This window comes from Chryseobacterium sp. A301 (genome assembly GCF_054489425.1).
Genome location: NZ_JBTMWY010000001.1, coordinates 440,174 through 464,998, shown reverse-complemented (window position 1 = coordinate 464,998; position 24,825 = coordinate 440,174). Strand labels below are relative to the sequence as shown.

Below are 24,825 nucleotides of genomic sequence, written 5' to 3'. Positions count from 1 at the left end.
TTATTTACTACTTTGTATTGCATAATACTAGAATATTAATATATCTTTGCATAAGAAACTTCTGAAAAAATAAAACTACCTGGGTGATTCTTTGAAATCAAATTTCCAATGAATGCCATTCAAAAAAAAACATCATGAGAAAATTAGTCCTACCCATCCTACTTGTCTGCGCCGCATATTCTTACGGGCAAACGACCGACTCCTCGAAAGTGTCCGACATTCAGGAAATCACGTTAACGAAAAAAGTTTTCGAAAAAAAATCGGATCGTTTTGTCTACGATGTATCCGCCTCTCCAGTTGCAAAAGGGAATACTGCTTTTGGACTTTTAAAAGAGACTCCCCTTGTTTCTAGCACAGACGATACAACGCTAAAGATTCTAGGTAAGAGCAATGCCCTTATCTACATGAATGGTCGCAAGACGAACATGAGCGCTGAGGCAATTACTGAGTTATTAAAAAACACACCGGCCGAAAACATTAGTAAAATTGAGGTCATTACGGTCCCTGGTAGCGAATACAATGTAGAATCCTCCGATGGAATTATCAATATAATTCTTAAGAAAAAACTAGACGATGGGATTAGCGGGAATTTGAGATTAAGCAATACCCAATCAAAAACAAACCAGCAAAGTGGCGCTGTATCCCTCAATATAAGAAAAAATAGGCTGGGTATATCCACCTCGTTAAGCACTCGAAACAGGACTCATATCGAAGATCTACATTTAGAGAATGGAACGCCCGAGCTTGACAATTCAACGAAAGGATATGTCAAGTTTCCAAATCAATCTTTTGGGGGCTATGTGAATTTAGATTATGAACTAGCGGACCGACAAAACATAGCCCTTAGTCTAAATTCTTATCATAATGATGGCAAGGGTGCACAATCGGATCTTTTCAATAAAATAACAAGAAATGGAGAATCGAAATACAGCCTAACCCATATAGATGCAAATGAAAAATCATCAAACAACTCCGCGAATTTAAACTATGAACTTCGTACGGACGATTTGGGAAGCAAGTTAAATCTGAACGCCGCCTATCTTCATTTCGAAAAAAAACAGTTTACACACAACACAACCTACCGTTCAAATTCCCTTGAAGAAACTTTAGATTTACAACAGGAGTTCAAACAAAGGACCCCTCAAAAAATTGATAATTACGCAGCCACAGCGGATTACATTCAAAAGTTCAAAAATGATTTCACAGCTTCCATAGGTGCAAATTATGGCCGAACCAAAACAGACAATGATACTTACTTAGAGAATCTAGATTTAAGCACAGGGGATTATGTTATGGATCCTAATCAATCAAATCATTTCGTTTACGATGAAACCATAAGCGGACTTTACCTTACTCTAGAAAAACAATTTTCGGATCGCCTATCCGCAAAAATAGGTACTCGTTTAGAAGACACAAATGCAAAAGGAGAAGTTCTAGGGACCGATCTGACAATCGATCGCAAGTATACGAATATACTACCGTATGCAAGTGCTAGCTATGGTATTAATGCAAACCACAATCTTTCCTATTCCTTTTCTAGCCGCATAAAAAGGCCAAGTTTCTGGGAACTGAATCCGGTCCGCCTCTACCTTACGCCAACAAACTACATACAAAACAATCCTTTTGTGAAAGCTGCGGAAGTTTACAACCATGAACTGACCTACATGTACAAAAACTCCTACTTCTTAATTATTGGCCACAACCTAACCAAAGATGATTATTCTCAAGTCCCTTTGCAAAGCGGCGAAGAATTGAGATACATTAGAACCAACTACGGAGATAAAACGCAAAGCACCGTATCCTTGGGAATGCAAAAAAGTTACTTTAAAGGGATCTGGACCACCAATACTTCCATAGGTTTACAACATGCAAAAGTGGATGCCTTCCTAGATACAGACCCTATTACAGGAGATAAATTTGATCCTTTTACCATTGACACAGCAACCAATTCAATTTATTTTCAAACGAACAATACCCTTAGACTTTCCAGCAAAAAAGATTGGTTCTTAGGAGTTAACTTTTTCCATATCGGTTCTCAGATCTTAAACATAGGAACTTTAGAGCCCATATCTTCCCTCGATATGAATGTTAAAAAGATCTGGAATGATTGGACTTTTAACCTGCAGGTCTTTGACCTATTAAAGACCAATGTGGTCAAAGTGAAAGATCTTCAAAGCAATGGAAACTACAACAATGTAACCAACAACAACTTCAATCAATCGATCGAGCTCTCAATCACTTACAATTTTGGAAATAAAAAAGTGAAAAAGGTTAGAGAAATCAAAGATGCAAACACAGATGCTAAATCGAGAACGCAATAAATCCAATTAGAATTCATTTCATTTCAATATTTTTGGAGAAAAGCCAGAGTTTAACCCTACTCTGGCTTTTCGATTCTATAGTGCGGAACAAAATGTAAGAAAGAGAATAAGACGTTGTACCCCCAGCGAAGAAAATAAAAATTGCGTCTCCCATTCCGGAAAACGCAACTCGTTTTGATTTGGATTTCTTATTGATTTCTACTTAAGATTTTTTCTTTTACGCTTTTGGAAGAAAAACCTCCGCTAGCATGCAACGTGCACTTCCACCTCCATTTTCCTCGATGGTAGACAGATTTGAATACAATATCTCGTTGTAAGACTCAAGAAGTTCAACCTGCTCATTTGAAAGGGATTTATAGGCCGATTCACTCATTACTAGGTATTTTTTTCCTTCTTTATTTTCAACCTGCAGCATATTACCCGCAAACTGGTGCATTTGCTCCTCAGAGATTTCCACCACTTCTTTGCCCGAAGCTTTTATGGTTTCTTGCACTTTTTCTCTTTCCATTTCATCGTCGATGCTATCCAGGCAAATCACTACAAACTTATCGGCAACACACATCATGACGTTCGTATGGTAGATAGGTAAGCGCTCGTTTCCGGCGCTCTGAAAACTATGGAAAGCAATCGGACGGTATCCGATTCTTAAGCAAAACTCATTGAATAGTTCTTCTTCCAAACGAAGTGACACCGAACCATATGCAATCTTATTCACATGGTCAAAGATCATACTTCCCGTTCCTTCTAGATATCTTCCTTCCAACTCGGAAGAGGAAAGATCGATAATTTCCGAAACCTCGAATCCCTCCGCTCTTACTTTTTCTAAAACATCGATTCGTCTCTCGTCTCTACGATTTGGAGCAAACATAGGATAGAGATATACAGTACCGTCTTTATGGAAACTCACCCAATTGTTCGGGAAAATAGAATCCGGCGTATGGGGCTCCAAAGTATCTTTTACGACAATAACTTCGACGCCTGCAGCTCTTAATTTTTCAACAAATTGGTTAAATTCTTGCAAAGCTTGCGCTTGGGTTGAATCTCCTTCGGAGTTCACTTGAAAATAATTATTCTCCGCCGTTTGGGCATTGTACCCGAACGAAACGGGTTCTATCATTAGAAGTGTACTAGTTGTTTGCATTCTTTGAATTTAGATAACAAAAATAACCATAATTAGCCGAATGCCAAATCTTTTCCAGTCCGATTAATTTGACTACTTTAGTAAGGTAAACTTCCCACACATGCACGACCGTCGAACTTTTTTAAAATTGACTACTCTTGGCGCTTTAGGCGGACTCCTTACCCCTAAATTAGGAGCCCAACCAAAGGTTTCTAAACCCGTAGCGCCCATAGGTCCCGTGGTTATTTCCACCTGGGATTTCGGAATAAAAGCAAATGAACAGGCATGGAAAGTGCTTCAATCGGGAGGGCGCGCGCTCGATGCCATCGAAAAAGGAGTGCGGCTAGTCGAAGATGATCCGAATGAGCGAAGTGTAGGATATGGGGGTAGACCCGATCGCGATGGAAGAGTTACACTCGATGCCTGTATCATGGATGAAAACGCGGGGATAGGCAGCGTGGCTGCCCTCGAGCACATCAAAAATCCAATTTCAGTCGCAAGAGCCGTGATGGAAAAAACACCCCATGTCATGCTTGTGGGGGAAGGGGCCTTGCAATTTGCCCTGGAGCAAGGATTTCAAAAAACAGACCTACTTACCAAGACAAGCAAAAAGGAATGGGAGCAGTGGCTAAAATCTTCAACCTATGAACCAAAAGTCAACATTGAAAACCACGACACCATAGGAATGCTCGCACTTGACAAAGAAGGAAACCTATCTGGAGGGTGTACGACCTCTGGGATGGCCTACAAAATGCACGGTCGAGTGGGAGACTCTCCTATCATTGGAGCTGGACTGTTTGTTGACAACAGTATTGGAGCGGCTAGCGCTACAGGCCATGGAGAAGAAGTGATTCGCACTGTGGGTTCTTTTTTAGTCGTGGAGCTCATGCGCCAAGGTCATAATCCGCAAACGGCATGCAAAAAAGCAGTCGAACGTATCTACCAAAATTTTATCAATCAAAAGAGATCTCTAAAGGATACTCAAATCGGCTTTATCGCTCTAAATAAACAGGGAGAAACCGGTGCATACAGCCTCCAAAAAGGATTTACTTATGCCTGTCACACCCCACAAGAGAACCAATTGAAATCGGCTCTCCACTTAATTTAAGACCCTATGAATTATACTTTAGAAATAGCGTGCTTTGAGATTACCTCTGCACAGATTGCCTTAAACTCGCTTGCAGATCGAATTGAGTTTTGTGCAGAAAGGAATGTAGGAGGACTTACCCCCAATATTGACGAGTTTCGATACTTAAAGAGCATCTCAACGAAACCTATTCGCGTCATGTTGAGACCCAAAGAAGGTTCGTTTCTTTACAACCTAATTGAATTTGAGCAAATGAAAAAGGATCTTTTGCAATTCAAAGCTTCTGGAGCCGATGGGTTTGTTTTTGGAATATTAAACGAAGGGAACCACATCGATAGGGAAAAGAACAAAGAACTGATTGAACTGGCGGGGCACCTGCCCTGTACTTTCCATCGCGCCGTAGACCGAACTCCTGATCTTGACCAGGCCTTTACGCAGCTCATAGAGCTTGGCTTTTCCACAGTACTAACGTCTGGCGGAACCTCAAGTGCTATGGAAGGAAGAGATCGCCTTAAACAGCTTGTGGAATCGTATGAGGAGAACATTGAAATACTCGTGGGGGGTGAAGTAAGGTCGGATAACGTAGAGCTATTAAAACTCCATACAGGTGCCAAATCCTTTCACTCCTCAGCAATTCCCACCTACGAAACCTATGTGAATGACGACGAGATTAAAAAACTAAAAAAATATCTTTAGTTGGATCTAACAAGCGGCATGGTAGAGCATCTTAGAAGCCCTCCCATTTTTGAAATTTCACGATAAGGAACTTCCTCTACCGTTATACCCCACTGCTCTCTTAGAAAGGTGTTCATTCTTGTAAAACTAGAATCGGACACAACGATCTCTGGAGAAATAGAAAAAACGTTCGGGCACATTTCAAACATTTCTTGATCGCTTACATGGAAACAATTTTCCTCGCCAAAAATATCAATTAGAAGCCTATAGTCACTCTGATCTACAAATCCATTCTGGTAAATAATGCATTTATCCTTTCCAATCGGATTAAAAGTACAGTCTAAATGAAGAATTCCTTCAAACGGAACCGTATCGTTTTTCTTTAATTCAAGATCTATAATTCGTTTCTTAGGAAAGTACTCCTTCAAAATATTGATTGCATATTCATTTGTACGAGCCGTCTTGAAATTTCTATAATCCTCCGAAAAGCAAGTTCCCACAAACAGAAAATCATTCCAGACGATGACGTCCCCACCCTCAATGTGCGCACTTTCTGGTAGATTGATAATATCTCTCCATTTTACTTTTTCAAAAATCTTACGGTAGGCATCTTGTTCATCTGCACGGTCTTGAATCACATTGGAAATGATCATCTTGTCATCAATCACGAAAGCTACGTCTCTCGCGAAGACTTGATTGTAATCCTCTATGATTTCAGGGCGCAGAACCTCAATTTCATACTTAAGCAGAACTTTTTCAAATTCTGTCATTTCATGAATGACATCAGACTCAGTCGGATAAATTCCATTCTGAATCGAATGGTAGGATTTCGCATCGTAGCTTTCCTCTAAAATTGGGATTCCACCTAGAGAAGCGGGTTGACCGAGTACTACAGATTTTAATCGAGCCGTTTCGTTTGTGATATTTAATTTCATAAGTTGAGATTGTTACAAATATAATCAAAGAAATGGATACAAAAGAACCAATCTAGTCTTAATGAAAATTCCGCTTCTCAAGGGAAGAGAAACGGAATTGAATATAAGTTCTTGAAAGCTTAGCGATTTGCCATGTCGACATAATTTCTTGCCGGCGCTCCCTTGTATACTTGTCTTGGACGTCCAATAGGATCTTCCATTAGTCTCATTTCTTTCCACTGAGAAATCCATCCTGGTAGTCTACCCAATGCAAACATAACTGTAAACATTTCCGTTGGAATTCCTAGGGCACGGTAAATAATACCGGAATAGAAGTCGACGTTTGGATATAGTTTTCTTTCGATGAAATATTCATCCTCTAAAGCTACTCTTTCTAATTGCATTGCAATGTCTAGTGCCTTATCGTCTATTCCTAGAGAGTTCAAAATATCGTCTGCTGCTTTCTTGATGATTTTCGCTCTTGGATCGAAATTCTTGTACACACGGTGTCCAAAGCCCATCAATCGGAAGTCATCGTCCTTGTCTTTCGCCTTGGCTACGTATTTCGCAACGTCACCTCCGTCTTTTTCAATTCTCTCTAGCATTTCAATTACTGCCTGATTTGCTCCCCCGTGTAGTGGTCCCCAAAGTGCAGAAACCCCAGCAGAAATAGAGGCAAAAAGACCTGTATGTGCAGAGCCTACCATTCTTACGGTTGACGTAGAACAGTTTTGTTCGTGGTCTGCATGAAGAATTAGAAGTTTATCTAGTGCATTTACAATTACGGGATCTACTTCGAAATCTCGGTTTGGCATGCGGAAGGTCATGCGGTAGAAGTTCTCCACATAATTTAAATTGTTGTCCGCGTGATTTAGAGGGAACCCTTGTGTTTTTCTAAAGGTCCATGCGCATAGATGAGCAAATTTTGCAATTAGCATTTCCGCAGCATGGTCTAAACCTTCTTTGCTACGCACATCGACTGATTTAGGATTGAATGCAGTTAAAGCCGAAGTTAAAGAAGATAGCACTCCCATTGGGTGCGCAGAACGTGGAAACGCATCGATGATTTTTTTCATCTCTTCTGCCACGTAGTTGTATTTTTTAATTCCTTGTTCGAAATTTGCAAATTGTCCTTGCGTAGGAAGTTCTCCATTCAAAAGTAAATACATTACTTCTGTAAAGTTGGATTTCTCCGCAATTTGTTCGATTGGATATCCACGGTAATAAAGTTCTCCTTTATCTCCGTCTAAATAGGTGATTTCACTTACGGTCGCACCAGTATTTTTGTACCCTAAATCCAAGGTAATCAGTCCCGTTTGGGCTCTCAATTTTGATATATCAATTCCTCGGTCTCCAATTGTACTGTCTACAATTGGGTACTCGTAAGAATTTCCATCGTAACTTAATATTACTTTGTTGTCTGACATATTGTTCTATATTTTTTGTTAAAATTACGGAAAAAAGACTTACAAATCAAGCGTTAGCCTTGGGATCTCTATAATATTTTTCTATGATTTTAATTCAAAAAAGTACATTGAAAAATTTGAAAAGCTCTGCTCCCTTTATCTGCCTGATTACTTGTCAATTTGATTCATAAAAAAACACCGGAATATCCGATGTTTTGCATAGTTTAATTTCGTTTAACGATTGATTTTAAAGGCTTCCAATCCAGGGAATACGGCCGTATCTCCAAGCGCTTCTTCGATACGAAGAAGTTGGTTGTATTTCGCCATACGATCGGATCTAGAAGCAGACCCTGTTTTAATTTGACCGCAGTTCATCGCCACCGCAAGATCCGCAATGGTTGAATCTTCTGTTTCTCCCGAACGGTGAGACATTACGGAGGTATAACGGTTATGTTGTGCCATTTGTACCGCTGCCATCGTTTCGGAAAGAGTTCCGATCTGATTCACTTTTACTAAAATAGAATTTGCGATACCGTCCTTAATTCCTCTTGAAAGGCGCTCTACATTGGTTACGAATAAATCATCTCCGACGAGCTGTACTTTGCCTCCAATTTTATCAGTTAGCATCTTCCAACCTTCCCAGTCGTCTTCTTGCATTCCGTCTTCGATAGAAATAATAGGGTATTTCGCAGCGAGCTCAGCTAAGTAATCTACCTGTTCTTCACGGGAACGGTGAGCTCCTTTGTCCCCTTCAAACTTGCGGTAATCGTAAGTACCCTCTTTGTAAAATTCAGACGCTGCGCAGTCTAGGGCGAACATAATATCGTCACCTGGCTTATATCCCGCTTTCTCAATCGCTTGCGTAAGAGTATCTAATGCATCTTCAGTCCCTTTAAATGTTGGAGCAAAACCACCTTCGTCTCCTACGGCTGTCGAAAGACCACGAGATTTTAATATGGATTTTAATTGATGAAAAATCTCTGTCCCTTTGCGAAGTGCATGGGAGAAAGAATCAGCCTTCACAGGCATGATCATAAATTCTTGAAAAGCAATCGGTGCATCCGAATGAGATCCTCCGTTAATGACATTCATCATCGGAACCGGAAGCGTATTTGCATTCACACCGCCTACGTATTTGTAAAGTGGCATTCTTAAATCTTTTGCAGCCGCTCTAGCAGCCGCAAGGGAAACCCCTAGGATGGCATTCGCACCAAGTCTACCTTTGTTAGGTGTTCCGTCAAGATCAATCATAATCTGATCAATCAAATTTTGTTCGTGTACAGGAATTCCAATGAGTTCAGGTGCAATTTCATCGCGAACATTCTCTACCGCCTTGAGCACTCCTTTCCCCAAATAATCACTACCTCCGTCTCTCAGTTCTACGGCTTCGTGTTCTCCAGTAGAAGCTCCTGAAGGAACGGCAGCGCGTCCCATAGAACCATTCTCTGTAAAGACATCCACTTCTACAGTTGGATTTCCTCTAGAATCTAAAATTTGTCTTGCTTCGATGTACGAAATGTAACTCATTGTGTAAATAATTAAATGTTAGTAAGCTAAAAACTTATCCTACAAAAATAATCAAAATAAAGCATTTATGTAAATTTTAGCAGGTCTTTTCTGCACCCTTTGGTTTACTGAAAATATTGTAACTTTCGGTAACTATAAAAATCATAAGAAGATGAAATCAAAACTTTTACTCCTAGCCCTTCCAGCAGTCTTACTATTTAGTTGTTCAAAAACGGAAGGAAACAAAGGCATAGTCGTGGCAGACTCGCAAGATACGATAAGTACGACGGCAGTAGATAGTGTTAATTTAAGCTACACTATGGAACCTGGCACCTTTCGTTATGTAGCATTTGACGGATCGAACACAAACGTAACCTTTGCAACTGAGAATGGAGGCAACACCATTACGCTTAAAAGCAATCAATTGACCCTGACGGTTCCTCAAGTAGACTCAAAAGACAATGAGGCGATCTACAAGGATCACGACATTGAAATCCGTGCCTTTGGGGATAGTATCGTACTTGACCAAGGCGATAACGTGATTGAACTCAAAAAAGCAAGAGGTCAGGACTAGTAAAAACAAACAGTCCGCTTAATTGCTTAAGCGGACTAATTTATTTGAAATCAAAAAACGATTAGTTTTCTGATTTTTCTTCGTTGGAATCAGCTTTTGGCTCTTCCACAGCTTCTGGAGCTTTCTCTTCCTCTTTCGTTGGAAGAGTAGCTACTGCTTCTGCTTTTTTCGTGGAAGTCTTGCGGCTTCTTCTAGTTGTTTTCTTCTCCTCTTCGTTTGGATTATAAAGCTCGTTGAAGTCAACCAGTTCGATCATAGCCATATCCGCAGCATCCCCAAGTCTAAAACCTGTTTTGATGATTCGGGTATACCCTCCTTCTCTACCTGCAATTTTAGGAGCGATGGTTCTAAAAAGTTCCGTAATCGCTTCTTTGCTTTGTAAGTAAGAGAACACTGTTCTTCTGTTGTGAGTTGTATCTTCTTTTGCTTTTGTTAAAAGGGGTTCAACATAAACTCTTAAAGCTTTCGCTTTAGCCACAGTCGTGTTGATTCTTTTATGCTCAATAAGAGAACAAGCCATATTAGAAAGCATTGCCTTTCTGTGTGGCGCTGTTCTTCCTAAGTGATTAAATTTTTTACCGTGTCTCATTGTTAATTATTTATCAGCATCTAGTTTATACTTTGCGACGTCAAAACCGAAGTTAAGACCTTTTGAATGTACTAATTCTTCTAATTCAGTTAAAGATTTCTTACCGAAATTTCTAAATTTCATTAAATCAGACTTACTGTAAGAAACTAGTTCTCCTAAACTTTCAACTTCCGCTGCCTTAAGACAGTTAAGCGCTCTTACCGATAGATCTAAATCAGATAATTTCGTTTTTAGAAGTTGTCTTGTATGAAGAGTTTCTTCGTCGTACTGAATCGAAGCTTTCACTGCTTCTGTTTCCAGGGTAATCCTTTCGTCAGAGAATAGCATGAAGTGGTAGATCAAAATCTTAGAAGCTTCTGTTAAAGCATTCTGTGGAGTGATCGAACCGTCAGTTTCGATGTCAATAACTAATTTTTCGTAGTCTGTTTTTTGCTCTACACGGTAGTTTTCAATAGAATACTGTACTTTCTTGATCGGCGTAAAGATAGAATCAATCGCAATGGTCCCTAGGGGAGCATTGTTGGACTTGTTTTGCTCCGATGGAACATATCCTCTTCCTTTCTCTACATTGAAAGTAATTTCAAAACTTACGTCTTTGGTTAAATTACAGATCACAAGATCTTTATTCAACACTTCAAAACCGTTCATTGATTTACCTAAATCGCCAGCCGTCACTTGAGTTTGACCAGTAATTTTAGCTACAACCTGCTCAGAGGCCTCATTTTCAGATTTCGCTTTCAAACGCAATTGTTTCAAATTAAGAACAATCTCTGTTACATCCTCGATTACTCCAGGAATAGTTGAAAACTCGTGCTCTACACCTTCAATTTTGATAGATGAAATAGCATATCCTTCTAGAGAAGAAAGTAATACTCTTCTCAAAGCATTACCGATGGTAAGACCGAAACCAGGTTCCAAAGGTCTGAATTCAAACTGACCTCTAAAATCATCAGAGTTTAATAGAATTACCTTATCGGGTTTTATGAATTGTAAAATTGCCATATTGTTGGTTGAGCAAAAATTGATTTAATTATTATTTGTTGTATAGTTCCACGATAAACTGTTCTCTAATGTCTTCAGGAATCTGAATTCTTTCGGGAACAGCTACGAAGTTACATTCCTTCTTTTCATCGTTGAATTGTAACCACTCGTATGTGGACTTGGAAGCAAGTGAATCTGCAATTACTTCTAGAGATTTTGATTTCTCTCTTACTGCAATTACATCACCAGGCTTAAGGGAATAAGACGGGATGTTCACTAACTCACCATTCACAGTAATATGTCTGTGAGAAACCAATTGTCTTGCACCTGCTCTTGATTTTGCATATCCTGCTCTGTATACTACGTTATCAAGTCTTGATTCACATAGTTGAAGTAGGATCTCCCCAGTTACGCCACTGGCTCTGGAGGCTTTTTCAAATAAGTTTGCAAATTGTTTTTCTAAAATACCATAAGTATATTTAGCTTTTTGCTTTTCTGCAAGCTGATTTGCATATTCAGACTTCTTCGCACCTCTTCTTTTGTTCGGTCCGTGTTGTCCTGGGGGTTGGTTTTTTCTTCTCTCGAAGTTCTTGTCGTCTCCGAAGATTGCAGCACCAAACTTTCTCGCAATCTTTGTTTTTGGTCCAATATATCTAGCCATAGGTTAAATCTAAAAATTAAACTCTTCTTCTTTTAGGTGGTCTACATCCGTTGTGTGGCATTGGAGTCACATCTACGATTTCACTAACTTCAATACCTGAATTGTGAATGGTACGGATAGCGGATTCTCTCCCTTGTCCGGGTCCTTTCACAAACACCTTTACTCTACGTAGTCCCGCATCGTGAGCTACAGTAGCGCAGTTTTCAGCAGCCATTTGAGCTGCAAAAGGAGTGTTCTTTTTAGATCCTCTGAATCCCATTTTACCGGCAGATGCCCAAGAGATTACTTCCCCACTTTTATTGGTTAAAGAAATGATAATATTGTTGAAAGACGCTTGAATATGTGCTTCTCCAATAGCCTCAACTTTTACTTTCCTTTTCTTAACTACTTTACTTTGTTTTGCCATAATTCTAACGATTATTTACTTGCTTTTTTCTTGTTAGCAACTGTTTTTCTTCTTCCTTTACGGGTTCTAGAATTGTTTTTCGTTCTTTGGCCTCTTAAAGGTAATCCGAGTCTGTGACGTATTCCTCGTTGGCATCCTATGTCCATCAGACGTTTGATGTTCAATTGAACCTCTGAACGTAACTCACCTTCAACTTTTACGTTGTCTGTGATGTAGTTTCTGATAGCCGCCAATTCATCGTCATTCCATTCGTTGACTTTTTTGTCTTCGCTGATACCGGCATTTTTAAGGATAGCAGAAGCTGTGCTTCTACCTACTCCATAAATATAAGTTAAACCGATAACGCCTCTTTTGTTTTTTGGTAAATCAATACCGGAAATTCTCGCCATAATTTAATGTTAGCCTTGTCTTTGTTTAAATTTTGGGTTTTTTTTGTTGATTACAAAAAGTACTCCTTTACGACGCACAATTTTGCAATCAGCACTTCTTTTTTTAATCGATGCTCTTACTTTCATTGTAATTATTTTTAATATCTAAAAGTGATGCGCCCCTTCGTTAAATCATAAGGGGACATTTCGAGTCTTACCCGGTCACCAGGTAAGAGTTTAATATAGTGCATTCTCATTTTGCCAGAAATATGTGCAATTAAAATATGCCCATTTTCAAGCTCCACGCGAAACATGGCGTTAGAAAGTGCTTCCACGATCACGCCATCCTGTTCAATATGTTTTTGCTTAGCCATCTATCTATTCAAAATTTGTGGTTCTGGAGAGTTTCGATTGCATTAATCCGTCATAATGATGATTCAACAAGTACGTATTGATTTGTTGAATGGTATCCAATATAACGCCCACCATAATCAACAGAGAAGTTCCCCCAAAGAATAAGGCGAATCTATCTGTCTGAACCAGAGTTCCGTACACAAGTGCCGGAAGGATTGCAAAGATAGCTAAAAATATTGAACCCGGCAAAGTAATTTTGGACAATATATCATCCAGATAATCAGCCGATTCCTTCCCCGGTCTTACTTTAGGGATAAGTCCCCCATTCCTTTTTAGATCCTCAGCCATCTGATTCACAGGAATTGTAATTGCGGTATAGAAGAATGTGAATACAATAATTAAGATTGCAAACAGCACATTGTACTGCCAGCTAAAAACATTTTTGAAACCAGCCAAAAATGTATTAGTCTCATCCATATTGGTTAATAAACCAGGAACGAACATTAGTGCTTGGGCAAAGATAATTGGCATCACTCCGGAAGCGTTCACTTTCAAAGGGATCCACTGTCTTGCACCTTGCATTAAATTACGGTTCACTCCTCCTCGAGCTTGCGCACGTGATACATATTGAATTGGAATCTTTCTTACGGCAACCGAAAGAATAACTCCTAGCAATACGACCAGCATCCAGAACAATACTTCAATCAGAATCATAATAGTTCCAAATCCTCCTTTTCCAGTTTGCGTTGCAATTTCTTGCAAGAAAGAGGAAGGAAGATCCGCTAGGATACCTACCATAATTAGAATTGAGATACCGTTACCGATTCCCTTGTCCGTAATTTTTTCTCCAAGCCACATCGCGAAAACGGATCCAGCAACCAAAATTACAATACTAGGAAGCCAAAACATAATTGAATTGGGCTCTACGTAGTATGCGCTTTGGAATTGAGAGTACGGAAGGAACATCTGCGTAATTGAGGTAAGGTAAGACGGGGCTTGAACCAAACAAACAGCGATGGTTAACCAACGCGTAATTTGATTAAGGGTATTTCTACCACTCTGTCCGTCTTTCTGAAGTTTCTGAAGGTAAGGAATGGCCATCCCCATTAACTGCACGATAATCGAAGCAGAAATATAAGGCATGATCCCAAGAGCCATAATAGAGGCCCGACTGAACGCCCCTCCAGTAAACGAAGAAAGTAGCCCTAGAAGACCTGCTCCTGATTGACTACCACCTTGATCTTTATATAATTCCAATAAATTCCCTACCTCGGCCATGTTAATGGCCGGGAGAGAAATATAAGATGCGAATCTATACACAAGAATTAACCCTAAGGTAAAAATAATTTTTTCCCTAAGTTCCTTGAGGTTCCAAATGTTTGTCAGTGTCTGTATAAATTCTTTCATTACGTAAATAAGAGATTAAAGAGTAATTGCTTTACCTCCTGCTTTTGAAATTAATTCTTCCGCAGATTTGGTGAATTTGTCGGCAGTAATCGAAACTCCTGCTTTGAACTCGCCACGACCCATGATTTTCACAAGGTCATTCTTAGAGGCTAAACCGTTTGCTACTAATACGTCTTTAGTGATATCACCAGTAAGACCTTTCGTATCAATTAGGGTTTGAATTGAATCTAAATTGATTCCTCTAAACTCTTTTCTATTCACGTTGTTGAAACCGAACTTAGGAAGTCTTCTTTGAAGTGGCATCTGCCCTCCTTCGAAACCAATCTTCTGAGAATACCCAGATCTTGACTTCTGACCCTTATGTCCTTTGGTTGAAGTACCGCCTTTTCCGCTTCCCTGACCTCTACCAATTCTTTTGGAATTGTGAGTAGCTCCGCTAGCCGGTTGTATAGTATTTAATTTCATTGTAATTAAATTTGATTAGTTTTCCTGAACTTCTACTAAATGTCTCACGGCAGCTACCATTCCTAAGATAGAAGGGGTTGCTTCGTGTTCTACTACTTGGTGTAATTTCTTTAAACCCAAAGCCTCAAGAGTTCTCTTTTGAGATTTTGTTCTACCAATAGCACTTCTTACTTGCTTTACTTTAATTGTTGCCATTTTTTAAAACTTTTAGTGTTTAAATACTTTATCAAGAGATACACCACGCATTCTTGCGATTTCTTCTGGAGTTCTAATGTCTAAAAGCGCCTTGAAAGTTGCTTTTACCATGTTATGTGGATTAGAAGATCCTTTAGATTTTGTAAGAATGTCTTTAATACCAGCCGATTCCACTACGATACGTACGGTGTTACCTGCGATAACCCCTGTACCATGCGAAGCTGGCTTCATAAAGATGTCTGCCCCACCAAAACGAGCTTTTGCCTCGTGGTAGATAGTTCCTTCTTTTGTTACCGGAATTTTAACCAAATTCTTTTTCGCGTCTTCGACTGCTTTTGAAATTGCAGTTGCAACTTCCTTTGATTTCCCTAAACCGTAACCCACGATTCCGGCTTCGTCTCCTACTACTACAATAGCAGAGAATCCAAATGCACGTCCCCCTTTGGTTACCTTAGTTACTCTGTTCACCGATACGAGGCGATCTTTAAGTTCTAATCCTCCCGGTTTTACTTTTTCGATATTATCTTGTCCAAACATTGTTTCCGAAATTATATGATTAGAATTTAAGTCCGCCTTCTCTCGCTCCCTCCGCTAAAGCTTTCACTCTACCATGGTACACGAAACCGTTTCTGTCGAACACTATAGTTTCAATTCCAGCTGCTTTTGCAACCTCTGCAATGGCTTTCCCCACTTGCATTGAAACTTCCACTTTATTTCCTGTCGCTTTTAACGCTCTTGAAGACGCGTAAGCAAGGGTTTTTCCCTCTTTGTCGTCGATCAACTGTGCGTAAATTTCCTTATTACTTTTGTATACGGATAATCTTGGCAGTTCAGCAGAGCCAGAGATTTTTCCTCTTACTCTTCTTTTGATCCTGTTTCTTTTCTGTAATTTATTCAGTGCCATTTTCTTAAAATTTATTAAGCAGATTTACCAGCTTTTCTTCTCACGATTTCACCTACGAATCTCACCCCTTTACCTTTGTACGGCTCAGGCTTTCTGAAAGATCTGATTTTAGCAGATACCATTCCTAATAGCTGCTTGTCGTGTGAAGACAAAGTAATAATTGGGTTTTTACCCTTTTCAGTTAATGTTTCTAGTTTCACTTCGCTTGGAAGTTCTAGAACGATCCCGTGGGAGAAACCTAAAGCCAATTCAAGTTTTTGACCTGAATGAGAAGCTCTATATCCTACCCCTACAAGCTCAAGCTTGTTGGTGAAACCTTCGTTGGTTCCAATGATCATGTTGTTAATAAGCGCTCTGTATAAACCGTGAAGCGCTTTGTGCTGCTTAGATTCAGAAGGGCGAGTTACTGTAAGAACTCCGTCTTTTTGCTCTAAAGCGATCCCATCCGTAAGAGTTTGTGAAAGTTCCCCTTTCGGGCCTTTCACAGTAACAACGCCATTAGACTCTGTTACCGTCACTCCAGAAGGAATATTTATAATTGCTTTACCAATTCTTGACATTTTCCTTATTTTAAAAAATTAATAAACATAGCAGATTACTTCACCGCCTACTTTGTCGCTCTTCGCTTGTTTACCTGTCATTACTCCTTTCGAAGTTGAGATAATAGCGATTCCTAATCCGTTAAGAACTCTTGGAAGTTCAGTAGAACCTGCATAATATCTAAGTCCAGGTCTAGAAGCTCTCTGGATAGATTTGATCGCGGGTTTACCGGATAGTTTGTCGTACTTCAAAGCGATTTTGATGTTCCCTTGAACAGAGCTCTCTTCAAACTTGTAGTTTGAAATGTACCCTTGATCAAATAGAATCTTCGTAATCTCCTTTTTGATTTTCGATGCAGGAATTTCCACCACCTTGTGGCCTGCGCTTTGTGCGTTCCTTACTCTAGTTAGGAAATCTGAAATTGGATCTGTTACCATTTTTCGTTTTTGTTGTTATTGGTTGAGAATAATCAGTATTTAAATCCGTCGAAGGCTAATTTCGAGTTAAGTTATCTGAAAATAACTTTCGACTAGGACTTAAACTTAATTATCTTGATTTAAAATAAATTGTTACCAACTTGCTTTCTTAACCCCTGGGATAAGTCCTTGATTGGCCATTTCTCTAAATGTTACTCTAGACAAACCAAAAGTTCTCATATATCCTCTAGGTCTTCCTGTAAGTTTACATCTGTTGTGAAGTCTTACAGGGGAAGCGTTTTTAGGAAGTTTTTGTAATGCTTCGTAATCGCCAGCCTCTTTCAAAGCCTTTCTTTTCTCAGCATATTTAGCAACCATTGCTTCTCTTTTGCGCTCACGCGCTTTCATTGATTCTTTAGCCATTCTTAGTTCTTTTTGAAAGGTAAACCGAAATGAGTTAACAACGCTTTTGCTTCTTTGTCTGTTTTCGCAGAAGTTACAAACGTAATGTCCATCCCTTGGATCTTTTTCACTTTGTCAATTACGATTTCAGGAAAAATGATTTGTTCGGTAATTCCTAAGTTATAGTTTCCTCTACCATCGAAGCCATCTGCTTTGATGCCGTTGAAATCTCTAATTCTCGGAAGTGCAGAAGACGTAAGACGATCTAAGAATTCATACATTCTAATCGCTCTTAAAGTCACTCTTGCACCTACTGGCATTCCTTTTCTTAATTTGAATGCAGCTTCGTCTTTCTTTGAAAGTGTTCCTACTGCTTTTTGGCCAGTGATCATTGTCAATTCTTCCACTGCATAATCTACGATTTTTTTATCCGCAGTTGCAGCTCCCAAACCTTGGGAAATTACGATTTTTTCTAATTTAGGTACCTGCATTACAGATTTGTACCCAAACTCTTCCATCATCGCAGGAACAATTTTCTCTTTATATATTGTTTTAGGTCTTGCTATAAATTCCATTGTCTTATGCATTATAAAGTTTCACCGGTTGATTTAGCAACTCTCACTTTTTTGTCACCTTCTACTTTCGTTCCTACTTTCGTTGCTTTTCCGTCTTTGTCCATCAAAGCGACGTTAGAAATATGAATAGAAGCTTCCTTCTCTACGATACCACCTTGAGGGTTAGAAGCAGAGGGCTTTACGTGTTTTTTCACGATGTTTGCTCCCGCAACTACTACTCTTGGATCTTTTCCTTCTTTTTTGATCACTTCAAGTACTTCCCCTTTAGAACCTTTGTTCTTACCGGTTGTAATTAGTACCTGGTCTCCTCTTTTAATTTTAACTTTTGTCATTCTTCTTAAATTTTAAAAATTAAAGTACTTCGGGAGCCAATGAAATGACTTTCATGTATTCTTTGTCTCTCAACTCACGAGCTACCGGTCCAAAAACACGCGTACCTCTCATTTCTCCAGCTGCGTTAAGTAACACACAAGCATTGTCGTCGAATTTGATGTAAGAACCATCTTTTCTTCTCACTGCTTTCTTTGTGCGTATAACAACCGCTTTGGATACTTGTCCTTTTTTCGCGTTTCCTTGTGGTGTAGAATCTTTGATAGTCACTACGATCTTATCACCAACGGAAGCATATCTTCTTCTGGTTCCTCCCAGAACTCTGATCACTAGTACTTCTTTTGCACCAGTATTGTCAGCTACTTTTAATCTTGATTCTGTTTGTAACATTACTTAGCTTTTTCAATGATTCTTACTAATCTCCAATTCTTGCTTTTACTAAGAGGTCTTGTTTCTTGGATAAGAACAGTGTCCCCCTCGTTGCACTCGTTGTTTTCGTCGTGTGCCGTGTACTTCTTCGTTTTGGTAACGAATTTTCCATACATCGGGTGTTTCATTTTCAATGTTTCACTAACAACAATAGTTTTTTCCATTTTGTTGCTGGAAACAACTCCGATTCTTTCTTTTCTTAAATTTCTTTCCATTGGTAAATGAAATTATTGTTTGTTAGTTAACTCAGTATTTAATCTAGCGATCGTCTTTCTCAAATCTCTGATTTGAATTGGGTTTTCTACTGGGCTGATTTTATGAGCAAGTTTCAATTTAATGAATTCTGCTTTTACTTCAGCTAGCTTAGCTTGTAGATCCCCTGCGCTTAAATTTTTGATTTCCGCATTTTTCATAATTCAAAGATTTATTCAGGTTTAACAAAATCGTTAGCCACCACGAACTTAGTGACGATTGGTAATTTTTGAGCGGCCAAACGAAGAGCTTCTTTTGCAACTTCATAAGGAACTCCACCCACTTCAAACATAATTTTACCAGGCTTAACTACAGCTACCCAATATTCTACAGCACCTTTTCCTTTCCCCATACGTACTTCCGCAGGTTTTTTGGTAATTGGCTTGTCTGGGAATATTTTAATCCATAGTTGCCCTTCTCTTTTCATATATCGAGTTGCAGCAATACGCGCAGCCTCTATTTGTCTTGCAGTAATCCAAGCTCCGTCTGTGGCCTTGATTCCAAAAGTTCCATACGCTAATTGAGATCCTCTCTGCGCACTTCCCTTCATCTTCATCTTATGAACACGACGAAATTTGGTTCTTCTTGGTTGTAACATAATTTCTAAATTTTAGATTTTAGATTTTAGATTTTAGATTTTCTCATTTTAAAAAAGTAACGGTAATTTAAAATTAAAAACGTCTAATCTAAAATTTTAATTATTATTGTTTCTTCTTGGTCTTCTATCGCCACCTCTATCCGAACGCTCTCCTCTTGGAGCCGATTTCTTCTGTTGTTGACCTACAAGTGGAGTTAAGTCTCTTTTTCCATAAACTTCTCCTTTCATGATCCAGACTTTGATGCCTAGTCTTCCGTAAGTCGTGTGCGCTTCAGCCCAATGATAATCGATATCAGCTCTGAAAGTAGAAAGTGGAATTCTTCCGTCTTTGAAAGATTCACTTCTTGCCATTTCAGCTCCGTTCAAACGTCCAGAAACCATTACTTTGATTCCTTCCGCTCCCATTCTCATGCTACTTGCAATGGCCATCTTTACCGCTCTTCTGTAAGAAATACGGTTTTCAATTTGCTTTGCAATGCTATCTGCTACTAATACAGCGTCAAGTTCTGGTCTCTTGATTTCGAAAATATTGATTTGAACTTCCTTACCGGTAAGTTTTTTCAATTCTTCTTTCAATTTATCAACCTCTTGTCCTCCTTTCCCGATGATAAGTCCCGGTCTAGCAGTCGTAATTGTTACAGTTACTAATTTTAAGGTTCTATCGATGTAGATTTTTGAAACCCCACCTTTAGATAATCTAGCATCAAGGTATCTTCTGATTTTATAGTCTTCTGCGATTCTGTCTCCATAATCTTTTCCACCATACCAGTTCGAATCCCATCCTCTGATGATACCTAATCTGTTACCAATTGGATTTGTCTTCTGTCCCATACCTTGATTAAATTTCTTTGTTCCCTAAAATTAATGTCACGTGGTTAGATCTCTTTCTGATTCTATGACCTCTTCCTTGTGGAGCCGGTCTTAGTCTCTTCAATTGTCTTGCACTATCCACGTAGATTTCTTTCACGATAAGGTTTGCTTCCTCAATGTCAGCCCCCTCGTTTTTCGTTTGCCAGTTTGCCATTGCAGAAAGCAAAAGCTTCTCCAATTTGTTTGACGCTTCTTTCTTAGAAAATTTAAGAATGTATAGAGCTTTGTCTACGCTTTCTCCTCTGATGATATCAGCAACTAATCTCATTTTTCTAGGAGAAGATGGGCAGTCGTTAAGACGGGCTTGTACCACGTCTTTCTTTGCTATTTTTTGAGCGATTGCGCTATCTTGTTTTCTTGATCCCATGATTATCTGCTACCTTTATTTTTGTTACCACCGTGACCTCTAAAAGATCTTGTCGGAGAAAATTCGCCTAACTTATGACCTACCATGTTTTCAGTCACGTATACAGGAATAAAAGATTTTCCATTGTGCACTGCGATGGTGTGTCCTACGAAGTCTGGAGAGATCATCGATGCTCTGGACCACGTTTTGATTACTGTCTTCTTACCAGACTCAATATTTGCCTGAACCTTCTTATCTAAAGTATGATGAATGAATGGTCCTTTTTTAAGTGATCTTGCCATAATTATTTTCTTTTAGATACGATGTAACGGTTAGAAACTTTGTTTTTCTTTCTGGTTTTGTACCCTTTGGCCGGCATTCCGTTTCTTGATCTTGGGTGTCCACCTGAAGAACGACCTTCACCACCACCCATTGGGTGATCGACTGGGTTCATTACAACCGCTCTCGTTCTAGGTCTTCTACCAAGCCATCTACTTCTACCTGCTTTACCAGAAACGGTAAGCATATGGTCGTGATTGGATACAGAACCAATCATTGCAAGACATTCCGTAAGGATCATTCTAGACTCCCCTGAAGGAAGTTTAACGATCGCGTATTTTCCGTCTCTTGAAGTTAATTGTGCGGATGAACCTGCAGATCTCGCAAGGATTGCTCCTTGTCCTGGTCTAAGTTCTACACAAGAAATCACAGTACCTAAAGGTACGTTCTTTAACTTCATTACGTTCCCTACATTAGGTTCCGCTGATTCTGAAGACACTACTTTTTGATCCACTTGGATACCTGCAGGAGCGATGATGTATCTCTTCTCTCCATCTGTGTATTCTAGAAGTGCGATAAAAGCAGTTCTGTTTGGATCGTACTCTACAGACTTAACGGTTGCTTCAACGTCAAATTTATTTCTTTTGAAGTCGATAATTCTGTATTTCTTTTTGTGTCCACCTCCGGTGTAACGCATGGTCATTTTACCAGTTTGGTTACGTCCGCCTGACTTTTTAATACCAACAGTTAGAGACTTCTCTGGTTTGTTGGTAGTAATTTCCTCAAAGTTATTTACAACTCTGAATCTCTGTCCCGGGGTGATAGGTTTTAATTTTCTAACAGACATTACTATTATTTATACTATTAATACTTATTTATACTGAAAAAATATCTAGTACTTCCCCTTCTTGAAGGGTAATTACTGCTTTTTTCAATTTGTTTGTCTTTCCTACTTGAAGACCCTTTTTTGTGTGTTTCGCAGAAACTTTAGGCGCATAAATCATGGTTCTAACGTCCGCTACTTTCACTCCGTAAGCTTCTTCTACAGCCCCTTTAATTTGGATTTTATTCGCCTTAGTATCTACTAAGAAAGAATAAGCCCCTCTTAATTCGGTAAGGTAGTTGGCTTTCTCTGAAATAACTGGTTTAATAATAACTGACATGATTTATTTCTTTAAGTTTTCCTGGAATTTTTCAATTGCACCTTCGAAGAAAATAATCTCACCTGCATTTACAAGATCGTAAGAACTAATCTCAGTATAGCTCAATACTCTTGTTTTAGGTAAATTTCTTGAAGATAAATACACATTCTTATTCGCTTCAGGAAGAATGAACAGAGACTTCTTACCGTTCAATTCCAATGCGTTCAATACGCTGATGAAATCTTTGGTTTTAGGAGCGTTCAAGCTCAAATCTTCAAGGACTTTAATGCTGTTGTCTTTCAGCTTCTGTGAAAGAACAGATTTTTTAGCAAGTCTCTTAAGCGCTTTGTTCAATTTGAATCTGTAGTCTCTTGGTTTTGGACCAAAAATACGTCCTCCTCCTTTGAAGATTGGTGATTTGATATCCCCGTAACGTGCAGATCCAGATCCTTTTTGTTTCTTAAGTTTCTTAGTAGAACCGGTAATTTCGCTTCTTTCTTTCGACTTATGGGTTCCCTGTCTTTGTGCAGCCAGGTATTGTTTTACTTCTAAGTAAACCGCGTGTTGGTTAGGCTCAATTCCGAAAACAGATTCGTCAAGAGTAACTTTTCTTCCGGTTTCTTTCCCTGAATTATTTAATACTACTAGTTCCATCTTCTTACAATTACATATGAATTTTTAGCCCCTGGAACAGCACCTTTTACAACTAAAAGATTTTGTTCTTCATCCACTTTTAACACCTGAAGGTTTTGAACCGTCACTTGCTTACCTCCCATTCTTCCGGCCATTCTCATGCCCTTGAATACTCTAGATGGGTCAGAACCTGCTCCAATGGAACCTGGTGCTCTTAGTCGGTTATGCTGACCGTGAGTCGCTTGCATAACACCCGCAAAGTTGTGTCTTTTTACTACCCCTTGGAATCCTTTACCTTTAGAGGTACCGGTTACATCCACGTACTCTCCTTCTCCAAAAAGTTTTACATTTACTTCATCTCCAACGCTTAATTCCGTAGATCCGTGTACGAATTCTACCAATTTAGCTTTTGGAGTAGAACCTGCCTTTTTAAAATGGCCGGCTAACGCTTTACCAACGTTCTTTTCACTCTTGTCATCGAAACCTAGCTGCACGGCGCTATAGCCATCAGCTTCTACGGTTCTGACCTGTAAAACCGAGCAAGGCCCCGCCTGAATAACGGTACACGGAATGTTTTTTCCGCTTTCGTCAAACAGGGAAGTCATCCCGATTTTTTTTCCAATAATACCTGACATTATTTAATATATAGTTACTGTTTTCAACGATTTCATTTCGGTTTGTAAGTGATTTCTATGATTCAATTAGGCACACTTCTCCCCTAAAATGAGTGTGCAAATTTAAGGATATTTTTTTAACTGACAAACAGTGAGTTAAATTAATTTCAGAAAAATAACAAAGAATGTGCAAACTAGCTTTTGAATCTAGTGCTTAAACTCGGAAGAGCTCCCGTTCAGAGCTTTAGCTTTATTTTAGTTTTCGTGCGCGGTTCCACCAGATCAAAAATCCACTCAATGGAAGTAATGCGCCAATCAAAGTGACGATAAAGTATACAATAATACCAGAGAGTCCCATGATTTCGCCCGTATGAAGCGGTTTTGCTAAAGCAGAAAACTGTTTGTTTAGGGGCTTGTCTAGAAAAATCTCTTTGGTCTGTAGCCCCCCAGTTCGATCAAAACTAAGTTCATCCTCCACAATGAAGCGAAGTGTATTCTCATTATGCCTCCTCTTCACCATGAAGCGAGGGTTTTCAGAGTTCGGGAATTCTATGGTAAGACTTGCCTTGGCTGGAAATTCTTTTTGAACCTTATCTACAATTTCCGCGAGCGTGGCTGTTTTTTGCTCAGGCACTTGCTTCTTTTCATCTTGTCTCTTCAGCATGTCTTGCATCAGGGCAGCAAAATCCCCTGAACCTTCTAATTCGTTCTCAGAATTAATTTGACTTAGAGCCTCTCCCCCAAGAGCTACGATAAGTCCACTCTTTACCCACGGATAAGTAACGTAAATTCCAGTCACCGAAATAAAAGCGAGTAGCAGCATGGAATAAAACCCAACCACTTTATGAAAATCATAATTTACTCTCTGAAATTTAGCCCTAAATTTTATCGTAAAACTTTGCTTAAGATACTTAAGTTTTTTGGGTAGCCATAGAACAAAACCGCTCAGCATTAAAAACAAGAACATAAGAACCCCCACCCCTAAGATTTGGCGCCCAAAATCGCCCAAGAGAAAGGTTCGGTGAAAATCAAGTACGACTTGAAAAAAGGAATCCAGTGCTGCATCGCTTGTTCCCAGCTCTTTTTGCGTATAGGGATTAAAATACGTGCTTTTTAAATTTTCTTGCTTATCAAAATAGGAAAAGCTCCATGCGCGATCAGCCTCCTTTGGCAAATGAATGCTATTGAGTTTATGGTCCTTAGCCTCTAATAGATCCTGTAGCTTCTTTGGACTAATGGGCTTCTGTCCCTTCGCTTGTACAAAAACTTTATCCGAGTTATAGTACTCAATAATTTGCGTTTTAAAGGAGTAAAGGCAGCCTGAAATACACAGCAGCATAATGACGACTCCGCTAAGTAGCCCTAACCATAAATGAGAAAGAAACATGAAGTACTTCAGACGACTCTCCTTCTTTCGGCGTTTTCGAAATAAACTCTTCTTTACGTTGCTCATGACTATATTTACA

Annotated in this window: 37 protein-coding genes; 4 read left to right on the top strand and 33 right to left on the bottom strand. The window is 39.2% G+C overall.

Going from position 1 to position 24,825, the window contains the following annotated elements; genetic code table 11:
- Positions 1 to 134: 134 nt before the first annotated feature.
- Positions 135 to 2,321, top strand: coding sequence for an outer membrane beta-barrel family protein (locus tag ACX3PU_RS02210; protein WP_459083269.1), 2,187 nt, complete (start codon positions 135 to 137; stop codon positions 2,319 to 2,321).
- Positions 2,322 to 2,538: 217 nt separating this feature from the next.
- Here ACX3PU_RS02210 and ctlX read toward each other — a convergent pair whose 3' ends face one another.
- A complete protein-coding gene (gene ctlX / locus ACX3PU_RS02205) occupies positions 2,539 to 3,462 on the bottom strand; it encodes a citrulline utilization hydrolase CtlX (protein WP_459083268.1) in 924 nt (307 codons plus the stop codon).
- A gap of 100 nt (positions 3,463 to 3,562) precedes the next feature.
- On the opposite strand from ctlX, the gene ACX3PU_RS02200 reads away from it, so the two are divergent.
- Both ACX3PU_RS02200 and ACX3PU_RS02195 read left to right on the top strand, forming a co-directional pair.
- Complete coding sequence (locus ACX3PU_RS02200; protein WP_459083267.1) at positions 3,563 to 4,549, top strand: isoaspartyl peptidase/L-asparaginase family protein; 987 nt, start codon at positions 3,563 to 3,565, stop codon at positions 4,547 to 4,549.
- A 6-nt stretch (positions 4,550 to 4,555) separates the two neighbouring features.
- On the top strand, positions 4,556 to 5,224 hold the full coding sequence (locus ACX3PU_RS02195; RefSeq protein ID WP_459083266.1) for a copper homeostasis protein CutC: 669 nt from the start codon (positions 4,556 to 4,558) through the stop codon (positions 5,222 to 5,224).
- Here the strand turns inward: ACX3PU_RS02195 and ACX3PU_RS02190 are convergent.
- The 3 genes from ACX3PU_RS02190 to eno all read right to left on the bottom strand — a co-directional run bounded on the left by ACX3PU_RS02190 (position 5,221) and on the right by eno (position 9,050).
- A complete protein-coding gene (locus tag ACX3PU_RS02190) occupies positions 5,221 to 6,138 on the bottom strand; it encodes a dimethylarginine dimethylaminohydrolase family protein (RefSeq protein ID WP_459083265.1) in 918 nt (305 codons plus the stop codon). The two genes, ACX3PU_RS02195 and ACX3PU_RS02190, sit on opposite strands and share 4 nt — an antisense overlap.
- Positions 6,139 to 6,257: 119 nt before the next feature.
- Entirely contained in the window at positions 6,258 to 7,544 is a 1,287-nt protein-coding gene (locus ACX3PU_RS02185) for a citrate synthase (protein WP_459083264.1), read from the bottom strand.
- Between the two features lie 213 nt (positions 7,545 to 7,757).
- Positions 7,758 to 9,050: a phosphopyruvate hydratase gene (eno, locus tag ACX3PU_RS02180; protein WP_459083263.1), complete on the bottom strand. Its 1,293-nt coding sequence runs from the start codon at positions 9,048 to 9,050 to the stop codon at positions 7,758 to 7,760.
- 151 nt (positions 9,051 to 9,201) lie between these two features.
- Here eno and ACX3PU_RS02175 point away from each other — a divergent pair, with 151 nt between their 5' ends.
- Positions 9,202 to 9,603: a hypothetical protein gene (locus ACX3PU_RS02175; protein WP_459083262.1), complete on the top strand. Its 402-nt coding sequence runs from the start codon at positions 9,202 to 9,204 to the stop codon at positions 9,601 to 9,603.
- Between the two features lie 61 nt (positions 9,604 to 9,664).
- Here the strand turns inward: ACX3PU_RS02175 and rplQ are convergent, their stop codons facing one another.
- From rplQ to ACX3PU_RS02030, 29 genes are all read right to left on the bottom strand, one after another.
- Entirely contained in the window at positions 9,665 to 10,192 is a 528-nt protein-coding gene (gene rplQ, locus ACX3PU_RS02170) for a 50S ribosomal protein L17 (RefSeq protein ID WP_459083261.1), read from the bottom strand.
- Between the two features lie 6 nt (positions 10,193 to 10,198).
- Positions 10,199 to 11,194: a DNA-directed RNA polymerase subunit alpha gene (locus tag ACX3PU_RS02165; RefSeq protein ID WP_459083260.1), complete on the bottom strand. Its 996-nt coding sequence runs from the start codon at positions 11,192 to 11,194 to the stop codon at positions 10,199 to 10,201.
- A 31-nt stretch (positions 11,195 to 11,225) separates the two neighbouring features.
- Positions 11,226 to 11,834, bottom strand: coding sequence for a 30S ribosomal protein S4 (rpsD, locus tag ACX3PU_RS02160; protein WP_459083259.1), 609 nt, complete (start codon positions 11,832 to 11,834; stop codon positions 11,226 to 11,228).
- 16 nt (positions 11,835 to 11,850) lie between these two features.
- Positions 11,851 to 12,240 (bottom strand): 30S ribosomal protein S11, encoded by a 390-nt coding sequence (rpsK, locus tag ACX3PU_RS02155; protein WP_459083258.1) that lies wholly within the window; start codon positions 12,238 to 12,240, stop codon positions 11,851 to 11,853.
- 11 nt (positions 12,241 to 12,251) lie between these two features.
- Positions 12,252 to 12,629 (bottom strand): 30S ribosomal protein S13, encoded by a 378-nt coding sequence (gene rpsM, locus ACX3PU_RS02150; RefSeq protein ID WP_459083257.1) that lies wholly within the window; start codon positions 12,627 to 12,629, stop codon positions 12,252 to 12,254.
- 9 nt (positions 12,630 to 12,638) lie between these two features.
- Positions 12,639 to 12,755 carry a 50S ribosomal protein L36 gene (gene rpmJ / locus ACX3PU_RS02145; protein WP_007839480.1) on the bottom strand — a complete coding sequence of 39 codons (117 nt, stop codon included), beginning with the start codon at positions 12,753 to 12,755 and terminating at the stop codon, positions 12,639 to 12,641.
- Positions 12,756 to 12,766: 11 nt separating this feature from the next.
- Entirely contained in the window at positions 12,767 to 12,982 is a 216-nt protein-coding gene (infA, locus tag ACX3PU_RS02140) for a translation initiation factor IF-1 (RefSeq protein ID WP_459083256.1), read from the bottom strand.
- Positions 12,983 to 12,986: 4 nt separating this feature from the next.
- Positions 12,987 to 14,369 carry a preprotein translocase subunit SecY gene (secY, locus tag ACX3PU_RS02135; protein ID WP_459083255.1) on the bottom strand — a complete coding sequence of 461 codons (1,383 nt, stop codon included), beginning with the start codon at positions 14,367 to 14,369 and terminating at the stop codon, positions 12,987 to 12,989.
- A gap of 15 nt (positions 14,370 to 14,384) precedes the next feature.
- On the bottom strand, positions 14,385 to 14,834 hold the full coding sequence (rplO, locus tag ACX3PU_RS02130) for a 50S ribosomal protein L15 (RefSeq protein WP_459083254.1): 450 nt from the start codon (positions 14,832 to 14,834) through the stop codon (positions 14,385 to 14,387).
- A gap of 15 nt (positions 14,835 to 14,849) precedes the next feature.
- Positions 14,850 to 15,029, bottom strand: a complete 180-nt coding sequence (gene rpmD, locus ACX3PU_RS02125) for a 50S ribosomal protein L30 (protein ID WP_459083253.1) — start codon at positions 15,027 to 15,029, stop codon at positions 14,850 to 14,852.
- Between the two features lie 12 nt (positions 15,030 to 15,041).
- Positions 15,042 to 15,566, bottom strand: coding sequence for a 30S ribosomal protein S5 (gene rpsE, locus ACX3PU_RS02120; protein ID WP_459083252.1), 525 nt, complete (start codon positions 15,564 to 15,566; stop codon positions 15,042 to 15,044).
- 19 nt (positions 15,567 to 15,585) lie between these two features.
- Positions 15,586 to 15,933, bottom strand: coding sequence for a 50S ribosomal protein L18 (rplR, locus tag ACX3PU_RS02115; protein WP_459083251.1), 348 nt, complete (start codon positions 15,931 to 15,933; stop codon positions 15,586 to 15,588).
- A 14-nt stretch (positions 15,934 to 15,947) separates the two neighbouring features.
- Entirely contained in the window at positions 15,948 to 16,493 is a 546-nt protein-coding gene (rplF, locus tag ACX3PU_RS02110) for a 50S ribosomal protein L6 (RefSeq protein WP_459083250.1), read from the bottom strand.
- A gap of 18 nt (positions 16,494 to 16,511) precedes the next feature.
- Positions 16,512 to 16,910 carry a 30S ribosomal protein S8 gene (gene rpsH / locus ACX3PU_RS02105; protein ID WP_459083249.1) on the bottom strand — a complete coding sequence of 133 codons (399 nt, stop codon included), beginning with the start codon at positions 16,908 to 16,910 and terminating at the stop codon, positions 16,512 to 16,514.
- 132 nt (positions 16,911 to 17,042) lie between these two features.
- The gene (gene rpsN, locus ACX3PU_RS02100) at positions 17,043 to 17,312 is read right to left on the bottom strand and encodes a 30S ribosomal protein S14 (protein WP_194738719.1); all 270 of its coding nucleotides are present in this window, start codon (positions 17,310 to 17,312) and stop codon (positions 17,043 to 17,045) included.
- Positions 17,313 to 17,314: 2 nt separating this feature from the next.
- On the bottom strand, positions 17,315 to 17,866 hold the full coding sequence (gene rplE, locus ACX3PU_RS02095) for a 50S ribosomal protein L5 (protein ID WP_459083248.1): 552 nt from the start codon (positions 17,864 to 17,866) through the stop codon (positions 17,315 to 17,317).
- Positions 17,867 to 17,877: 11 nt separating this feature from the next.
- Positions 17,878 to 18,198 (bottom strand): 50S ribosomal protein L24, encoded by a 321-nt coding sequence (rplX, locus tag ACX3PU_RS02090; protein ID WP_459083247.1) that lies wholly within the window; start codon positions 18,196 to 18,198, stop codon positions 17,878 to 17,880.
- Between the two features lie 19 nt (positions 18,199 to 18,217).
- Positions 18,218 to 18,586 (bottom strand): 50S ribosomal protein L14, encoded by a 369-nt coding sequence (gene rplN, locus ACX3PU_RS02085; protein WP_459083246.1) that lies wholly within the window; start codon positions 18,584 to 18,586, stop codon positions 18,218 to 18,220.
- A complete protein-coding gene (gene rpsQ / locus ACX3PU_RS02080) occupies positions 18,586 to 18,840 on the bottom strand; it encodes a 30S ribosomal protein S17 (protein WP_459083245.1) in 255 nt (84 codons plus the stop codon). Before rpsQ ends, rplN begins: the two co-directional genes overlap by 1 nt.
- A 12-nt stretch (positions 18,841 to 18,852) precedes the next feature.
- The gene (gene rpmC, locus ACX3PU_RS02075; RefSeq protein ID WP_459083244.1) at positions 18,853 to 19,038 is read right to left on the bottom strand and encodes a 50S ribosomal protein L29; all 186 of its coding nucleotides are present in this window, start codon (positions 19,036 to 19,038) and stop codon (positions 18,853 to 18,855) included.
- 11 nt (positions 19,039 to 19,049) lie between these two features.
- Positions 19,050 to 19,475 (bottom strand): 50S ribosomal protein L16, encoded by a 426-nt coding sequence (gene rplP / locus ACX3PU_RS02070; protein WP_459083243.1) that lies wholly within the window; start codon positions 19,473 to 19,475, stop codon positions 19,050 to 19,052.
- 96 nt (positions 19,476 to 19,571) lie between these two features.
- Positions 19,572 to 20,306 carry a 30S ribosomal protein S3 gene (rpsC, locus tag ACX3PU_RS02065; RefSeq protein ID WP_459083242.1) on the bottom strand — a complete coding sequence of 245 codons (735 nt, stop codon included), beginning with the start codon at positions 20,304 to 20,306 and terminating at the stop codon, positions 19,572 to 19,574.
- A gap of 7 nt (positions 20,307 to 20,313) precedes the next feature.
- Positions 20,314 to 20,712 carry a 50S ribosomal protein L22 gene (gene rplV / locus ACX3PU_RS02060; protein WP_459083241.1) on the bottom strand — a complete coding sequence of 133 codons (399 nt, stop codon included), beginning with the start codon at positions 20,710 to 20,712 and terminating at the stop codon, positions 20,314 to 20,316.
- Positions 20,713 to 20,714: 2 nt separating this feature from the next.
- Complete coding sequence (gene rpsS / locus ACX3PU_RS02055; RefSeq protein ID WP_459083240.1) at positions 20,715 to 20,993, bottom strand: 30S ribosomal protein S19; 279 nt, start codon at positions 20,991 to 20,993, stop codon at positions 20,715 to 20,717.
- A 2-nt stretch (positions 20,994 to 20,995) separates the two neighbouring features.
- On the bottom strand, positions 20,996 to 21,817 hold the full coding sequence (gene rplB, locus ACX3PU_RS02050; RefSeq protein WP_459083239.1) for a 50S ribosomal protein L2: 822 nt from the start codon (positions 21,815 to 21,817) through the stop codon (positions 20,996 to 20,998).
- 28 nt (positions 21,818 to 21,845) lie between these two features.
- Entirely contained in the window at positions 21,846 to 22,133 is a 288-nt protein-coding gene (gene rplW, locus ACX3PU_RS02045) for a 50S ribosomal protein L23 (protein WP_459083238.1), read from the bottom strand.
- Between the two features lie 3 nt (positions 22,134 to 22,136).
- A complete protein-coding gene (gene rplD / locus ACX3PU_RS02040) occupies positions 22,137 to 22,766 on the bottom strand; it encodes a 50S ribosomal protein L4 (protein ID WP_459083237.1) in 630 nt (209 codons plus the stop codon).
- Positions 22,757 to 23,380 (bottom strand): 50S ribosomal protein L3, encoded by a 624-nt coding sequence (gene rplC / locus ACX3PU_RS02035; protein WP_459083236.1) that lies wholly within the window; start codon positions 23,378 to 23,380, stop codon positions 22,757 to 22,759. The genes rplD and rplC overlap by 10 nt, the downstream gene beginning before the upstream one ends.
- Positions 23,381 to 23,609: 229 nt before the next feature.
- Complete coding sequence (locus ACX3PU_RS02030; RefSeq protein ID WP_459083235.1) at positions 23,610 to 24,812, bottom strand: PepSY-associated TM helix domain-containing protein; 1,203 nt, start codon at positions 24,810 to 24,812, stop codon at positions 23,610 to 23,612.
- Positions 24,813 to 24,825 lie beyond the last annotated feature (13 nt).

What these genes read in the sequence shown, in the direction of transcription:
- ACX3PU_RS02210 (WP_459083269.1), top strand. Translation starts at nt 135, where the DNA reads ATGAGAAAATTAGTCCTACCCATCCTACTTGTCTGCGCCGCATATTCT.
- ctlX (WP_459083268.1), bottom strand. Translation starts at nt 3,462, where the DNA reads ATGCAAACAACTAGTACACTTCTAATGATAGAACCCGTTTCGTTCGGG.
- ACX3PU_RS02200 (WP_459083267.1), top strand. Translation starts at nt 3,563, where the DNA reads ATGCACGACCGTCGAACTTTTTTAAAATTGACTACTCTTGGCGCTTTA.
- ACX3PU_RS02195 (WP_459083266.1), top strand. Translation starts at nt 4,556, where the DNA reads ATGAATTATACTTTAGAAATAGCGTGCTTTGAGATTACCTCTGCACAG.
- ACX3PU_RS02190 (WP_459083265.1), bottom strand. Translation starts at nt 6,138, where the DNA reads ATGAAATTAAATATCACAAACGAAACGGCTCGATTAAAATCTGTAGTA.
- ACX3PU_RS02185 (WP_459083264.1), bottom strand. Translation starts at nt 7,544, where the DNA reads ATGTCAGACAACAAAGTAATATTAAGTTACGATGGAAATTCTTACGAG.
- eno (WP_459083263.1), bottom strand. Translation starts at nt 9,050, where the DNA reads ATGAGTTACATTTCGTACATCGAAGCAAGACAAATTTTAGATTCTAGA.
- ACX3PU_RS02175 (WP_459083262.1), top strand. Translation starts at nt 9,202, where the DNA reads ATGAAATCAAAACTTTTACTCCTAGCCCTTCCAGCAGTCTTACTATTT.
- rplQ (WP_459083261.1), bottom strand. Translation starts at nt 10,192, where the DNA reads ATGAGACACGGTAAAAAATTTAATCACTTAGGAAGAACAGCGCCACAC.
- ACX3PU_RS02165 (WP_459083260.1), bottom strand. Translation starts at nt 11,194, where the DNA reads ATGGCAATTTTACAATTCATAAAACCCGATAAGGTAATTCTATTAAAC.
- rpsD (WP_459083259.1), bottom strand. Translation starts at nt 11,834, where the DNA reads ATGGCTAGATATATTGGACCAAAAACAAAGATTGCGAGAAAGTTTGGT.
- rpsK (WP_459083258.1), bottom strand. Translation starts at nt 12,240, where the DNA reads ATGGCAAAACAAAGTAAAGTAGTTAAGAAAAGGAAAGTAAAAGTTGAG.
- rpsM (WP_459083257.1), bottom strand. Translation starts at nt 12,629, where the DNA reads ATGGCGAGAATTTCCGGTATTGATTTACCAAAAAACAAAAGAGGCGTT.
- rpmJ (WP_007839480.1), bottom strand. Translation starts at nt 12,755, where the DNA reads ATGAAAGTAAGAGCATCGATTAAAAAAAGAAGTGCTGATTGCAAAATT.
- infA (WP_459083256.1), bottom strand. Translation starts at nt 12,982, where the DNA reads ATGGCTAAGCAAAAACATATTGAACAGGATGGCGTGATCGTGGAAGCA.
- secY (WP_459083255.1), bottom strand. Translation starts at nt 14,369, where the DNA reads ATGAAAGAATTTATACAGACACTGACAAACATTTGGAACCTCAAGGAA.
- rplO (WP_459083254.1), bottom strand. Translation starts at nt 14,834, where the DNA reads ATGAAATTAAATACTATACAACCGGCTAGCGGAGCTACTCACAATTCC.
- rpmD (WP_459083253.1), bottom strand. Translation starts at nt 15,029, where the DNA reads ATGGCAACAATTAAAGTAAAGCAAGTAAGAAGTGCTATTGGTAGAACA.
- rpsE (WP_459083252.1), bottom strand. Translation starts at nt 15,566, where the DNA reads ATGTTTGGACAAGATAATATCGAAAAAGTAAAACCGGGAGGATTAGAA.
- rplR (WP_459083251.1), bottom strand. Translation starts at nt 15,933, where the DNA reads ATGGCACTGAATAAATTACAGAAAAGAAACAGGATCAAAAGAAGAGTA.
- rplF (WP_459083250.1), bottom strand. Translation starts at nt 16,493, where the DNA reads ATGTCAAGAATTGGTAAAGCAATTATAAATATTCCTTCTGGAGTGACG.
- rpsH (WP_459083249.1), bottom strand. Translation starts at nt 16,910, where the DNA reads ATGGTAACAGATCCAATTTCAGATTTCCTAACTAGAGTAAGGAACGCA.
- rpsN (WP_194738719.1), bottom strand. Translation starts at nt 17,312, where the DNA reads ATGGCTAAAGAATCAATGAAAGCGCGTGAGCGCAAAAGAGAAGCAATG.
- rplE (WP_459083248.1), bottom strand. Translation starts at nt 17,866, where the DNA reads ATGGAATTTATAGCAAGACCTAAAACAATATATAAAGAGAAAATTGTT.
- rplX (WP_459083247.1), bottom strand. Translation starts at nt 18,198, where the DNA reads ATGACAAAAGTTAAAATTAAAAGAGGAGACCAGGTACTAATTACAACC.
- rplN (WP_459083246.1), bottom strand. Translation starts at nt 18,586, where the DNA reads ATGTTACAAACAGAATCAAGATTAAAAGTAGCTGACAATACTGGTGCA.
- rpsQ (WP_459083245.1), bottom strand. Translation starts at nt 18,840, where the DNA reads ATGGAAAGAAATTTAAGAAAAGAAAGAATCGGAGTTGTTTCCAGCAAC.
- rpmC (WP_459083244.1), bottom strand. Translation starts at nt 19,038, where the DNA reads ATGAAAAATGCGGAAATCAAAAATTTAAGCGCAGGGGATCTACAAGCT.
- rplP (WP_459083243.1), bottom strand. Translation starts at nt 19,475, where the DNA reads ATGTTACAACCAAGAAGAACCAAATTTCGTCGTGTTCATAAGATGAAG.
- rpsC (WP_459083242.1), bottom strand. Translation starts at nt 20,306, where the DNA reads ATGGGACAGAAGACAAATCCAATTGGTAACAGATTAGGTATCATCAGA.
- rplV (WP_459083241.1), bottom strand. Translation starts at nt 20,712, where the DNA reads ATGGGATCAAGAAAACAAGATAGCGCAATCGCTCAAAAAATAGCAAAG.
- rpsS (WP_459083240.1), bottom strand. Translation starts at nt 20,993, where the DNA reads ATGGCAAGATCACTTAAAAAAGGACCATTCATTCATCATACTTTAGAT.
- rplB (WP_459083239.1), bottom strand. Translation starts at nt 21,817, where the DNA reads ATGTCTGTTAGAAAATTAAAACCTATCACCCCGGGACAGAGATTCAGA.
- rplW (WP_459083238.1), bottom strand. Translation starts at nt 22,133, where the DNA reads ATGTCAGTTATTATTAAACCAGTTATTTCAGAGAAAGCCAACTACCTT.
- rplD (WP_459083237.1), bottom strand. Translation starts at nt 22,766, where the DNA reads ATGGAACTAGTAGTATTAAATAATTCAGGGAAAGAAACCGGAAGAAAA.
- rplC (WP_459083236.1), bottom strand. Translation starts at nt 23,380, where the DNA reads ATGTCAGGTATTATTGGAAAAAAAATCGGGATGACTTCCCTGTTTGAC.
- ACX3PU_RS02030 (WP_459083235.1), bottom strand. Translation starts at nt 24,812, where the DNA reads ATGAGCAACGTAAAGAAGAGTTTATTTCGAAAACGCCGAAAGAAGGAG.